Source organism: Halosimplex amylolyticum, assembly GCF_051414035.1.
Taxonomy (GTDB): domain Archaea; phylum Halobacteriota; class Halobacteria; order Halobacteriales; family Haloarculaceae; genus Halosimplex; species Halosimplex amylolyticum.
Genome location: NZ_JBLKNW010000006.1, coordinates 107,056 through 120,101, shown reverse-complemented (window position 1 = coordinate 120,101; position 13,046 = coordinate 107,056). Strand labels below are relative to the sequence as shown.

The 13,046-nt window shown below is 54.5% G+C and carries 14 protein-coding genes; 11 read left to right on the top strand and 3 right to left on the bottom strand.

The annotated features are described in order from the left end of the window. Nucleotides 1-81: 81 nt before the first annotated feature. Nucleotides 82-1,362, top strand: a complete 1,281-nt coding sequence (locus ACMGFE_RS20355; RefSeq protein WP_436927111.1) for an SPL family radical SAM protein — start codon at nucleotides 82-84, stop codon at nucleotides 1,360-1,362. Here ACMGFE_RS20355 and ACMGFE_RS20350 read toward each other — a convergent pair. Beyond that, nucleotides 1,355-1,945 carry a DUF6663 family protein gene (locus tag ACMGFE_RS20350; RefSeq protein WP_436927110.1) on the bottom strand — a complete coding sequence of 197 codons (591 nt, stop codon included), beginning with the start codon at nucleotides 1,943-1,945 and terminating at the stop codon, nucleotides 1,355-1,357. The genes ACMGFE_RS20355 and ACMGFE_RS20350 overlap by 8 nt on opposite strands. Before the next feature lie 57 nt (nucleotides 1,946-2,002). On the opposite strand from ACMGFE_RS20350, the gene ACMGFE_RS20345 reads away from it, so the two are divergent. Beyond that, nucleotides 2,003-2,686 (top strand): hypothetical protein, encoded by a 684-nt coding sequence (locus ACMGFE_RS20345; protein WP_436927109.1) that lies wholly within the window; start codon nucleotides 2,003-2,005, stop codon nucleotides 2,684-2,686. 5 nt (nucleotides 2,687-2,691) lie between these two features. On the opposite strand, the gene ACMGFE_RS20340 is transcribed toward ACMGFE_RS20345, so the two are convergent. Beyond that, a complete protein-coding gene (locus tag ACMGFE_RS20340) occupies nucleotides 2,692-2,946 on the bottom strand; it encodes a DUF7692 domain-containing protein (RefSeq protein WP_436927108.1) in 255 nt (84 codons plus the stop codon). A 330-nt stretch (nucleotides 2,947-3,276) separates the two neighbouring features. Next, nucleotides 3,277-3,765: a type IV pilin domain-containing protein gene (locus ACMGFE_RS20335; RefSeq protein ID WP_436927107.1), complete on the bottom strand. Its 489-nt coding sequence runs from the start codon at nucleotides 3,763-3,765 to the stop codon at nucleotides 3,277-3,279. A 471-nt stretch (nucleotides 3,766-4,236) separates the two neighbouring features. On the opposite strand from ACMGFE_RS20335, the gene ACMGFE_RS20330 reads away from it, so the two are divergent. The 9 genes from ACMGFE_RS20330 (at nucleotide 4,237) to ACMGFE_RS20295 (ending at nucleotide 12,856) form a co-directional block, all read left to right on the top strand. Continuing rightward, on the top strand, nucleotides 4,237-4,665 hold the full coding sequence (locus tag ACMGFE_RS20330) for a DUF8023 family protein (protein ID WP_436927105.1): 429 nt from the start codon (nucleotides 4,237-4,239) through the stop codon (nucleotides 4,663-4,665). Between the two features lie 5 nt (nucleotides 4,666-4,670). Further along, complete coding sequence (locus ACMGFE_RS20325; RefSeq protein WP_436927104.1) at nucleotides 4,671-4,898, top strand: hypothetical protein; 228 nt, start codon at nucleotides 4,671-4,673, stop codon at nucleotides 4,896-4,898. A gap of 112 nt (nucleotides 4,899-5,010) precedes the next feature. Next, nucleotides 5,011-6,870 carry an Env/VP5 family phage fusion protein gene (locus ACMGFE_RS20320; protein ID WP_436927102.1) on the top strand — a complete coding sequence of 620 codons (1,860 nt, stop codon included), beginning with the start codon at nucleotides 5,011-5,013 and terminating at the stop codon, nucleotides 6,868-6,870. A gap of 6 nt (nucleotides 6,871-6,876) precedes the next feature. Continuing rightward, a complete protein-coding gene (locus tag ACMGFE_RS20315) occupies nucleotides 6,877-7,725 on the top strand; it encodes a DUF8063 family protein (protein WP_436927101.1) in 849 nt (282 codons plus the stop codon). Further along, entirely contained in the window at nucleotides 7,725-8,525 is an 801-nt protein-coding gene (locus tag ACMGFE_RS20310) for a DUF2062 domain-containing protein (protein ID WP_436927099.1), read from the top strand. Before ACMGFE_RS20315 ends, ACMGFE_RS20310 begins: the two co-directional genes overlap by 1 nt. After that, a complete protein-coding gene (locus ACMGFE_RS20305) occupies nucleotides 8,518-9,678 on the top strand; it encodes a hypothetical protein (RefSeq protein ID WP_436927098.1) in 1,161 nt (386 codons plus the stop codon). Before ACMGFE_RS20310 ends, ACMGFE_RS20305 begins: the two co-directional genes overlap by 8 nt. A gap of 167 nt (nucleotides 9,679-9,845) precedes the next feature. Then, nucleotides 9,846-10,223 (top strand): PD-(D/E)XK family putative nuclease, encoded by a 378-nt coding sequence (locus ACMGFE_RS26065; protein WP_495849304.1) that lies wholly within the window; start codon nucleotides 9,846-9,848, stop codon nucleotides 10,221-10,223. Nucleotides 10,224-10,493: 270 nt separating this feature from the next. Continuing rightward, the gene (locus ACMGFE_RS20300) at nucleotides 10,494-11,213 is read left to right on the top strand and encodes a hypothetical protein (protein ID WP_436927096.1); all 720 of its coding nucleotides are present in this window, start codon (nucleotides 10,494-10,496) and stop codon (nucleotides 11,211-11,213) included. A gap of 80 nt (nucleotides 11,214-11,293) precedes the next feature. Then, nucleotides 11,294-12,856, top strand: coding sequence for a DUF5677 domain-containing protein (locus tag ACMGFE_RS20295; RefSeq protein WP_436927095.1), 1,563 nt, complete (start codon nucleotides 11,294-11,296; stop codon nucleotides 12,854-12,856). Nucleotides 12,857-13,046: the final 190 nt, after the last annotated feature.

The window sequence follows — 13,046 nt, the reverse complement described above, 5'->3', positions numbered from 1 at the left end:
AAATCTCCACTTTCACTTTCACTCCGCCCACGGCTTGGAGTTATAAATCTAGATATCTAAGTGAAAGGTAGAAGCGGAATGATGCACCTCGACACCGAACGAGACCCCGACGGTGGTTGGTACGACAGATACGTCCGACTCGTCGATGAGGATGGTCAGGTTGTCGAGGATCTCGGGAAAGAGCCCACCCTTGACGAACTTCGAGAATCTGAACGTAAACATGGTCAACGGATCAATCTCTGGCAGCAGGGGCTCGTGTGCTACGAGTGCGGAAACCAGATAAACGACCGGTTCAGCGCTCAGCCTGACGGCCACCTTCTCTGTTGGAGCTGTGCCACGGAAGCAGAAGGCGAAGAGCAAGGCGGTCTTCGAGTCAATGCCGACCCGACCAAATCCGTCCTCAGTGAATCAAAGCTTCATGAGAAAAGCCTGTGTGACTATGTAATCAACGTTGCAACGGGGTGCCGCCACGGGTGTAAGTTCTGCTACGTCCCTTCTACCCCCGCAATAGACAACCGGGACCAGATGCTCGAAGATCGTGCCGACGTAAACGACCCGCAGCGTGACTGGGGTAATTATCTCTTGTATCGAGACGATCTCCCCGAGCGGGTTCACCAAGGGTTAGAGGACACCGATTTCGAGGATTGGAAGAAAACTAGACGGGGGCGCGGCATCGTAATGCTATCCAGTGGGACCGACTGTTACCAAGATCGGCGCGCCGCTCAAATCACCCGAGGCTGTGTTCAGGAGCTCGTTGAGCACGGTGTCCCGGTTCGTATCCTCACCCGGAGTCCAAACGTAACCCGAGATATCGACTTGTTCAAGAAGGCAGACGGTAATCTTACTGTCGGGACTTCGATTCCCAGTTTCGATACTTCGTTAGTCAGTGCGATCGAACCAAATGCTCCTCCGCCTCAGGCCCGCTGGGAAGCACTCAATGAAATGCTGAAAGCTGGGGTCCCGCGCTTCGTGTCGTTCTCACCAACCTATCCGACGATGGATGAGGACGATATCCACGAGGCGCTCAGTTGGTTCTCTGCGATCAATCCAGAAGTGGTTTTCCACGAACCGATCAACCCCAGAGGCGCGAATTTCGACATGTGCGTCGAAGCCTTGGAAGAAGCAGGGATGGAAGAAGCTCTGAAGGAATTCAGGAAACTCGAAGACCCGAAGAAGTGGAAGGAATACGCCGTAGACCAGATTAAGACAGTCCGGAATGTGGCGGAGAGATTTGATAATCTTGAGATCCACACTTGGCCAAGTCGAGATTTAGTTAATCAGAGTACTGGTGAAGAGGAACGGGTTTTCAGGAAAATGCGAAATGAAGTATCACCAGAGCCCTCGTTAAATGGCTCTAATTAAGGTCTAACACCTTCTCCGCTAGTTCCGTGTCTTGTTCGGCAAGATGATAGAACACATTTGAACCATCTGAATTACGAGCATAAATAATCTCAAAGGGAGGCTCGGAGAGATCTTCTAACATGCCAATATCGATCTCGTGAGTTCGGAAGCCCCCTCTTAGATCTCGCCACAAATCTGTCTCATCAAATTCTGGTATCGCTGATAGGTACCCTAAACGTGCACCATCGACACTGACAGATTTTCGGACGATATCTTCGTCATTTTGTCGACCTAGTCTCAGCATTTTTTCTGCAGCACTTGGTACTTGATCGAAGTCATCGATATAATGGAACCGAGTAGTCGTGAGAATTTCTATGTCTAAAAACCGCCAATAATCATCCTGTTGAGTAACCGATTCGCTCTGGATTTCGGCCCGGATTTTATTTCCAATCTCCATCTCGTTGATCTTTGTTTCAAGAGAAGAGGGGTACAGGTCATTTTGTTCCTCCACGAATACCGGAAAGTCCTCTTCCAGATCGTACAGAGTGTAGTCAACACCATCAAAATCTACTACCCTGAATTCACTCTCTTTAATCTGTCCCATGGTAGAAATGTGGATAGGAAAGGGGTTTAATTCTTCCTCAATAGAAGACATTGTAGGATGTCTTCAGAGAACGTATTTCAACGAATTCGTAACCACCATGCAAGAGAAGTTAGCACTGCGGTAGGAAAATTCCTCTGGCGATTTGAGACACTGAAATCGGATTACCAAGATCTAACTGAAATCTACAATCATTCCTTGCCAGAACCGGCAGGGTCCCCTAGAAATGAAGAGGCTCGAAATTACGTGTTTGAGGTTGAACGCAAACTCCATCATTATCTCTCAGGGCTATACACTTTACTCCAGATCCACAACACGATTCAAGATGGTGTAGGAGAAGAATACAGAAGCGAACTTTCTGATGTGGAGGACACGTATCGTGGGGAACCATCCTCAAGAACTCTGCTAGGTCTACGCCATTATGTGCAACACGAGAATGTACTCATGTTGGAACCATATTCATCCTCCCTCGATGATTCATCTGATCTAGTCCTCGTCTTGCAAAAGCTCCACATGAGTGAAGAATACCAAGACGGATTTAACGCTCACTACGGACATATTGAGGAACCATATATCCGGCCGATCTCAGTGATAGAGGATAACCGCGAAGATCTACAGAGATTTTTCTCCGAAACTACTGTAGTGATCTCAAAACATACATCCGAAGAATTGGAGGATCTTGAACAGGCAGAAGAAGAAGTTGCAAGGCTCCGTGAAGATCTCTGGGACGAATTAATTGATTAACTAGTTTACTTTAGGACCTCATGTTCACTGTGGACTTTGATTTCGTATACTCCCGGAACTGAGAGGGTATTTGCAATGTCCCTTCTTTGTCTTTCATTCAAATAGTCCCGAGTGAGTATATCCTGGATCCTCTCGTCCATGCGTACTGAGAAATCTGCAGACTTCATCAGGGCCGTAGTCTTATTGCAGTCCCAGAACTCTGCAGCCTGCTCAATGGTGTTGGTCCGGTGCGCGTGCTTGCCGTCTTCGCGGATCCGCATACCGACCGCTCGTGAACACGAGGCCAAAAAGTAGGTCTGAGCGAGTAACTGGAAGCCCGATTACTGATAAAGGCCATACTGGCCCACGGCCCACCGCACTCCAACTGGCGTCTAGATGCTCGGTGTCGGTCCGAATATGCACACGGCCCGATTTCCCTTGTGTGCATATCGCGGCGAGCGCCCTTCTCGACGCGCGACCGGGGGTTCCAACGGCTAAAAGCGGTCTGGAATGGCAAGACGGAGTCTCACAACAAGGGATTCCTCTGACGTGGCGCTTGACATCCTCAAAAACCGGGGGTCGGAACGAAATGTGGAGAGGTCGACGCGCGATTAGGCGTCGGGGCCGGTCTGCTCGTTCAGCGTTGAGGAGGTATCACCCTCAGGAGACTGCCAAACAACCTTAACATCGTACGAGCTGGTTACGCCGACGGTAAGCTCTTGACCTGACTTGATTTCACTACCTGGGGAGTAAGCACTCGTGGAAGCCCACGAACCCTCACTGATAGTGTCAGCATCACCAGACCCGTCCCCGTCCCAGTCCTCGTTTGTGGAGAGAAGATTGCTGCCGCGCACGTAGAGGTTGTCAGACTTTATTGTCTCGCCGCTTTCGTGCGAAAGCGTAAGCAGCCCTTCGTCCGTGTCTTGTTCCTCGTAGTCCATCCCGATCGTCGCAGTGGGGGTCGGGTCGTTCTGCTGGCCCATGCCGAGCACGAACGATGCGATGACGGCCGCAAGGATTACCGTGATTGCGACCATCAGGATGACGCCGATGACCGGCGACACCGCGTCGTCTTCTTTGAGGAGTTGCTTAATCTGCATGCGAGTCGCAAGTATCCGGTACGCACCATAAAGGCAGACTGTCGTTTCGTGGAAACAAGCATTCAGGCTGACCTATCAGGTAGTTTCGACGCGAGATAACGCTTTCAATTTTTAATAGAATCGTCCGCTAACTGTTTATACTTCGGGAAATGGGCAGGCACGGGGGTGCAAGCCCAATCGAACCGAAAGCGGCACCACGACGGATGTTTCGGTGACGGGTTGAACTTTGATCGCCAGAGATGCCACCCCTGATACAAGGCCCGTCGGCAGCCGGTGGGCCGATTGCCGCTGGAACTCATGGTTTCGGCCGGGATGGGGAGCTATTCTTATACGACCCAGAGCACCGGTCACGCTAGCGGAATCAAGCTATCAGGTGTCGATTGCTGTAAAACCGTGGGATAGTCGCTACCTGTCTTTTACCGAAGTGCGCGAGCCTGTCGGGCGTCCGTCTCCCTGACGGACGTGACGCCAATGTTCGGACAAATCGACATGGAAGACGCGCTCGCAGGCACCGTTTTCGCGCTGTCGGCCGCCGTGACGGCCGGTATCGCGACCATCACCATTCTCGGCCACGCGCTCTCGGGGAGCATCTGGACCGTCGAGGGCACCGAGATCACCATCGCGTTCGTGCTCTCGATGCTGTCGCTCGGCGCGGCCTACGTCACCAACCGGGTGAACGACCGCGGGGCGAACTACAACGTCGACACCGACCTCGCCAACCTCGTGAAAGGCGAGGCGACCGTCGAGAGCTACGTCGCGCTCGGGACGCTCGTGCTCGTGCTGGCGACCGGGCTGGACATCCTCGGCGCCCGCGGCGCCATCCAGGCCGAGCCGATCGTCGGCATCATCTCGCTCGCCGTCCAGGCCGGCGGCTACTACGTCATCAGCTACCTGGGGTGACCACGATGGATCGACTCATGGGCTATGGGCTCACCGGGACCATCGGCGTCTCCGGGAGCACCATCGCCTCGGCCATCGTCGGCGACCCGTTCCCCGTGGTCGTGCCGACCATCGCGGCGGGCGCCGTCGTCGCGCTCCATCACGTCCGCAACCGCGACGCCGGCGCCGGCGTCGAGCAGGACGACGACCAGGAAGACGACCCGCTCGGGATGCGGGAGGAGATGGAAGCGTGAGTTACCCATCGCCCGCAGAGAAGCGAGAGAACCGAGTGGTGAACCGACTTCTGGCGGCGTCGGCGCTGGCGACCGTCGCCGCAACCGTCGCGTTCGTCTGGGTGACGGCGCTATGAGGGGCGACCGCTCGCGCATCGGGCCGGTCGCGCTCGTCGCGCTGCTGCTCGTCTCGTCGGTCGCGGCGCCGTTCGCGACGGGACTCGTCGGCGCGCAGTCCGACACCTACGAACGGACGATGGATACTGCTGACGTGCGATTCATCGGCTTCGATACGACCGACTGGGGGGCCGCGACGTTCACCGTGGAAGTCGTCGCGGAGGATGGACCCGGTGGAACCCCGGTCACGCTCTATCGCGAGGAGATGACCACCGCATCCGTCCAGGACGGCTCTGTGAAGACTGTTGTCTTCGAAAACGCGGGTGCTTACGAGACCATCACCATGCGGATCGAAGGCGCTCCCGCGGACCCGAACATCGGGCCGGGGAGCCAGTGGAGCAAGGTCAACTGGGACAACAAGAACCGGCTGGGTTCGACCGGCGGAGACCGAGACCTTACGTGTGACACGATGGAGAGCATGAGCGAGGCGGTCAACCCCGCGGTCAACATCGTTGACTGTGGCGCTACCCCCGACTCGCAGACGGTCAACACGACCGGCATCGACGCGAACGAAACGAAGTTGGAGATCTACCAGTCCGGTGCGGCACAGGCCGATGCTGGCGAGAATCACCTGACGATGCTGGAGAACCGTCTTCAGGACACGGAGACGGTCTCGCTCATCAAAGGGAAAGCGGCCTACATCCGCTCGCTGAACGCTCTCGGCTCCGAGTCTACTGCAAAAGCCGAAGCCAATGCGAACATCTCGGAATACTACTCGGCGATTGAAACTAATCACATCGCTGAGTGGAATGCTAAAGTCTACCAGCTTCAGTATCTACACGAGTTGGCGAACTCCACGACTGGCGTCTCTCAAGAGGACGTCTTCGGGTTCAACACGACCTACACCAACTCGAACGTCAACAACGTCAACATCACTGGGTTCGGTTCAACGTCGTACCAGCTTCAAAACGGCTCTAGCGCCACTGTAGCAACCATTGAAGTAGAGTACTACGTCTACAACCCGGACAATACGTGGTCGCAGACCCACACCGCTTCTGTGGGCGTCAGCACCGGAACCGTCAGCTTCGGCGACGGCACGTCCGACACTGGCGACGATCTTGATCTCCACGGAGTCGAGTTCCTGCCTCCGACGGATAACCACGAAATGCTTCCGTATGCAAACTTTGACCGCTACGCGGCTCAACTAACTGAAATCGACTCCCAGACCACCAGTGCGATCGCCCAGATGGATACGGTCGTCAACCAGACTTACGACCAGTATCAGGCGGGCGAAATCAACAATTCCGACCTGATAGACCCGTTCACCCTGCAAAACGAGTTCTCCCCTGGAGACGAGTATCAGGGATGGGCAGCTTCAACGCTGTCGATGCTCGGGACCAACCAGCCGACCGACCTCGACCAGACCGGCTACATGAACATCACCCTGGGGGACGGTACGCAACTCCAGGGCATCGTTCAGTCGGCGGAGAACCCACCGACCGGGGAGTTCGCCGTTAATCAGACCTACAACCCGGCGAACATCAACGGGACTCAGTGGATCACCACCGACTCGCAGACGCGGGAGTTGACACAGAACTTCACGCTCTCCGAGATTCAGACGGTGGATGGCAAATCCCGGACGAACTTCACTATCGTCGAGAAGACGTATGAAACCACGTCTGCCGACGATATGAAGGCGCTCTACCAAGAGCTATCTCTCCTCCGGGAAGAAATCGAGGCCCGAGAGGACAACCTGAACGGCGGGGCTGGCGGCGGCGGTGGCCTGCTCGGCGGCGGCAGCGGGACGGCCGCGCTCGTCGTGGTCGCAGGGGCCGCGGCGCTCATCCTCGTCGGGAACGGCGGCGGCCGGAGGTAACCACCCATGCGCTTTTTCGTGCTCACAGTGCTGTCAGTGCTGGCGCTCGCGACCGTCGCGACCGGCGGCGTCGTCGCCAGCCCACAGCCCACGGCGAACAGTACCGCGACGCCGAACGCCACCGCGACCGCGACGCCGAACGCCACCGCGACCGCGACGACCACGCCGACGGCGACCCCCGGCGAGGATCTAGGCGACGCGCTGGAGACCGACCCCCGGAACGCGACGCTCGACGACGTGCAAACCGTCGCCGACTGGCTCCAGTCCGAGGGCGCCGACCGCGGCGGCGAGCAGGCCGACCGGGCGCGCGATTGGCTCACCAACGCGACCGCCGACCGCAACATCACCGTGCCGAACATCTCGCTCGGCGACAACGCGACCGCGACGCAGACGCCCGTCCCGACCGAACCACCGGCGCCCGACTCGGATGGGAACGCGACGCGGATCGACTCGGCGACGGAGATCGTCGCCAGCGAGTACCTCCCGAAAAAGGGTGTCGCTCGCGTGACCATCCGCTCGGAGACCGTGCAGAACATCGTGTTCTCTGACGGCGGATTCCTCTCGACTGGCGGCGGCAAGGGTGACACTCGCGTCGAATCGTTCGGCGCCGGCGAGACCTCTACCGTGCAGATACCGGTGACTGAGGTCAACGGCCGCGCGGCCGTCGTCATCGCCACGGAGAACACACCACTATACGGCGTCATCGTCAAGGAGGGCGGCGGCGGCCTCGACGTTATCCGCGAACTCGAACCGCTCCAGGCGCTCATCATCGGCGTGGTCGTCGCCTTCACGTGGATGGTCATCGCCGGGTGGAACGAACTGCGCGGCGAGCGCGGCCGTCCGGAGGTGGCCTGATGGCCGACGGACCCGCGCCGACGTTCAACTCTCGATGGGACCACGTGGTCTACCTGCTCGCACAGTTCAAGTACCTCGTCACCGGCATGGTCCTGGGCGGCATCGCGCTGTTCATCTACTACGAGCCGTCGATTCCGCAGCCGCCGGTGTGGGTCGGCGCGACGATCGTCGCGTGGCTCGTGCTCGGCATCCCGTGCTATCTCGGCGGCGTCGCTATCGCTCGGTGGCTCCGCCGGCGCAACTGGGTCGAAGTCCATCACGTCAACGCCGGCGACGACAGCGAGAAAGACGCCGAGAAGCACTACGTCCCGCCGCAGACGTGGCGGAACAAGACCGTCGACGGCCCCGACCCGTACCCCATCAATGGCGGGAGCGCCTGGGCCGTCCGGGAGTACGAGTATCTCGATGATATCGACGAACTCCGGGTGAAAGGTGTCTGGCTGTCGGGATTAGAGGATACGCAACTCTACACATCGAAATCAATGATGGTGGACATGCACGGGTGGATGCTCGACCAGATTGAAAAGCTCGCAGACACCCGCGCGAAGTGGTCCCGCGGGGTCGTCCAGTACGAAAAAGAGACGGTGAACGACTTCGCCGAAGCCCGCGAGCGCGGCGTTACTCTCGACCGGACCGCCGGCCAAGAGGTGTTCGAGGACATGGCCGGGGACGACGAGGATATCCCGAGTCTCGACGCTGACGAGATGCCGAGCATCGGCGACTACACCGGCGGCGAGCGGAACCTTCAGGACCGAGTGGACGACGCCAGGAAGCGCGAGGATGTGGTGAGCGATGACTGACGACAACGACGTCTACACGCCAGCACAGTACGGCGAGCACCTGCATGGGCATGGGCACAGAGACCCGGTGGCCGACCCCCACACCGGAACCGTGCAGGACCCGCGGCTATCGCGGTACCTGTCGGTGATGCGGATGCACTACGACCCCCAGGAAGCCGACCGGCCGGGGAAGATGCCCGGGCAGGCGAAAGACCTCACTGAATGGCGCGATATCACCGGCGTCGAGGCAACCGACGCCGGCCGGAAAGCAATCAAAGAGGGGGACATGCAGACGCTCAAACTCCAGACCGGCGACCAAGGCCAGCAGGCCGATATCTCCGGGATGAAAGCCATCGGGAAAATCGACGATCTCGTGGGCGGCCCTGCGCCGGTCATCGTCATCCTCGGGGAGATGGGCGCGGGGAAAACTGACTTCGCATGCCTGCTCGCACAACGTCGCGACCAGCTCGTCGATGGCGACCACATCGTCGGCACGAACATCCAGAGCCTCCACGAGAAGGACCCGTGGATAGACAGCGACGGCGCCGCTCAGGACGGCTATATCCCGAACTACGGGACGCTCACCGAGTGGGTCGAACAGGACGGTGACCCCCTGCACAACGAGCAGCGTCCGAAGACCTTCCTGGGCGACGAGTTCAGCAGCGCCGCCAGTGGCCGCGGGAAGCAGGGCTACGAGACGGCACAGAAAATGGCCCCGCTGGTGTACAAGATTCGGAAGTACGGCGGCGCGCTCATCTACATCGCCCACGGTCCGAAGTCTATCCACCCGCTCCTCTGGCGCGTCGGCACCATCATCAAGAAGGAATCGCCGAAGCGTGCAATCGTCGCAGATAGCATCAAGAGTGCGCAGCTCGCGGATATCCAATTCGAGATCGAGGGCGTCCCACCGACGGACTGGCGATACAACACCGACGAAGCCTCTGATTGGTCGTGGTCGCGTATCGATGACTCCGACGAGTTAGAGCCTGATGAGGCTGTTCGGCGGACAGCTATCTGGACAGTCGTCAGGTGCAAAGAAGAGGGGATGAGCAACCGTGAAACCGCGCAATACGTTCCGTATAGCCACGGATGGGTACAATCTCGCTGGAAGGAACACACCGAGGAGAACCTACACCGAGATACGATTACCAGCGTCGAAGAGGTAATCGCATGACTGCGCGGGGATGGATAGGTGGATACGGATACACACCCCCCGTATGTACTGGCCCACAGCGCGCTCTCGTCCCTGCGGGAGCGAGAGCGACCGATGGGCCGGGCGCAGCCAGGGGGCGGCCCGGTTTATATATAAGACGCGCGACGAGCGCGAGGAGCGCGTGAAAGATGCCGAGTCACCGCGCCAACCACTACGGAACGCTCGTTGAGCGCCAGGCCACCGAGCGGTACTGCCTCGAGCTCAGACGATGTAGCTGGCACGATGCACTTCGGCCAGATGGGGCACCTGTCGAAATCAAGGCTGCAATGCACCGACACGCGGACGGACAGCCGGGGAACTTCAAGATATACGAAGAATTTCACGGACAGCTACGAAAGGAGAATGGATGGTATGTCTTCGCACCGTACCGGATCCGCGGACGGGGTGTGCAAGTATTAAAATGGGAGATGCGTCACTCATCGCGACTACCACGGCTACATTGGCATGGCGGCGGAGATCATCGAGATAGCAGACAGGCGAAAATCGAGATAAGCGAGATCTTCTAATTGTGTACCTCTTTGTAATTGCAACCCGATGATTGTGAATACGGTTGTTAGCCTACTGAAAGCAGGTTTCGTTCTGAGGTTGGTTTATAGCAAGATATGGCTATTCCTCCGACATGTTTGCTTCTACAGAAGATCTGAAATAAATATAGAATTCGGTCAGATGTGCTCATATTGCAGCGGACAATTCTTCGAGTTAGAAATCACGTGCGGGTATTGAAATGAACAGCTCGAAGTAATCACTTTAAATGGGATGACCCATCTCTTCAATCTATGAGATACTCTGAATTCACGATATGGGATTCGATTGTAAACGTGATTCCGGGAGTGTTCTTGATGGTGATTGGGCTTTCTCTTCTTCCAACACCCCAATTCTATCTGATGAAAGATTTCATCATGGAAATGGGTGTCGTCGGAGGATTTGTCGTATTAGTTTTAGGATATGCTTTTGGTCGAGTGATGCAAGAAGGTATTTCACGAAAGTGTGACGAACTCCTTCGTAGGTGCATCCTCTCTGATGACTATCTTCCAGCTATTCATGAGTTTAGTCGAAGAATGAATAAGGCAAGGAGTGACGATGAAAGAACTCTAAGAAAGCGATTCTTAGAAGGCGCTTTAGTTTATTTTGATGATGGAGATGCTGAGAAAGTGGGAGAGATTGATCAGCGACATGATGATTTCAAGTTATACAATTTGACGCAATCTCACCTACTTAATAACAACGTCGGTCGGTTAAACCGTTTCACGATATTGTCCCTTTTTCATCGAAGTATATACGTGATCTCGGGATTAGGTGCCTTTCTTCACTTTTATGTGGTTTATCTAAATTATGTCTTGGGAGTAGAATTTATTTTAGACCCTGTTGAATCCGTTGTGATCGCTATTACTCTATTAGTCATCTCATTCGTATCCTTTCGCGGAAGTTGGTTTTTCCAGACGAAGATGGTTGATACTATGATAATAGATTTTTATTCTTCTGAATTATGTGACTGAATAATAGGTAAAGGCCTTTACTCCTCTGATCAGGAATGTCATGTCAAGATTTATCTATTCTGTAACCCACCTCCATCTCGATGGGAGATAATAACGGAGTACTTAGCGATCACCAACGAGACAGAACGAAATTTGTCCCGCCCTTCTTAGATACTCTGGGCGATCAGTTAGAGCCAGTAAATTGGCAGTACGAAGTAGTACCGGAAATTATTTGGATTGGTTTATTATTCGAAAATAATGATCCTCGAAGGGCAGTTGAAATAACTAAAACCTGCGCTCAAGAGGCTCAAGAATTATTCAATGGTTCTGATTATGTTTATTCATGTGATTTTGATGGGCTCACTGATTCTGATTTTCGGGAATTGAGAGAGAATCTAGATGATGACATAGCATCAGACTTAGATAATGCATTGGGGCCCTTTGTTGATCTATACCCTTCGTTCCCCCAAGCAGGTCTAATCAATAATCAGGAGAACCACACTGATGAGTATTTAGAAAATCTCCAGATTTTAGTTGATGAACTATCAAATCGGAGATCACGAAAGGCGACCCTTGCTCAAGCCACCTATCTATTTTCGTTAATGGCGACAGGAAATCTAAAGATCCCACCAGGTACAGCGCTTGAGGATATTAATGACCTGATGCATTATCCAGAGACAGAACAGTCTAAAAAAGTGGCAGCGACAGTTAGGGCCGCGACGAAATCTACTCGGGGTTTTAGAGAAGATGGTCAGAGTGATTGGGCCAAGCGATTCTGGAAAAGAGGATTTGAAATTACTGACTGTATCTTTCCTCAGCAATTCGAAGGAAAAGAGTCAGAGGATACAATTGAACAGAATCCGCTTGACGAAATCACTGATAATTTGATTTCGCTTGGCATAGAGTATGATGAGAACCTTCGAAGAATATTACTGGATACATGGTGGAAAGCCGATCCAGACCCAGAATTCAGCGGAAAAGATTCTGTCTTAGATGCCCTATTGATGAGGCAAGTTAATTTCTCAACCAAACTTGCGACTACACCAAACGCCTGGTCAATGGATATTGGTGGCACGATATTGCGATGTATGTCTGACACATATATCACGCTGGAATGGTTCAATAAACAAGGTGAAAAAGAAGATTATCAAGATTTTATCGAGTATGGGCTTGGGCAGCAGAAGTTATTCTTAGAGCATGCATCAGATTTTCTAACAAATTATCAAGGAGATGCCGGCCAAATAGAGGAGAAAATGGATAAATTGGAACGAGCGCTTGAGGAGCAAAGATATACATTTCTTCTCCCAGTAGATGTGGGTAGTTGGAATACTGACACTCGCACAATGGCACAAGAAGCAGATTGTGAAGATGTGTATAATCTAAGATTCTCGTTGCACAGTGCCACCGTTCACGGTGTGTGGTACGCTTTAGAACAACAAAACCTCACAAAGTGTTATAATCCGCTACACAATTATCACAGAATCCCTGAATTCAGAGGCCCTGCTAGAAACCCTTTCGCTGTCGTGGAAGCAGGAAACCTTATGAACAGATCTATTGACAGCTGGCTTGAAGCGCGTGATATAAGCTCTACCGAAGGAGAAATTCTGGACTTGGCAGCGAATGCAAAAGGTATTATTAGTGACTATATAGAGATTCCAGTATAGATCTACATCTATTAATTGAGTTGTCATTCGAGAGTTCTGTGCGGATTTTAGCCGAGGTTTGTGTTTTAATGAAGTGGCCTTAGCCACACCCCTAAGACGGAACCAAACCCCCCGGGTTGGATTCCGTCGCGGCGGCGACGCCCAGCTGGCGCTCGCGGTCTCCATCGAGTACAACCGAGGTTGCGGAAAA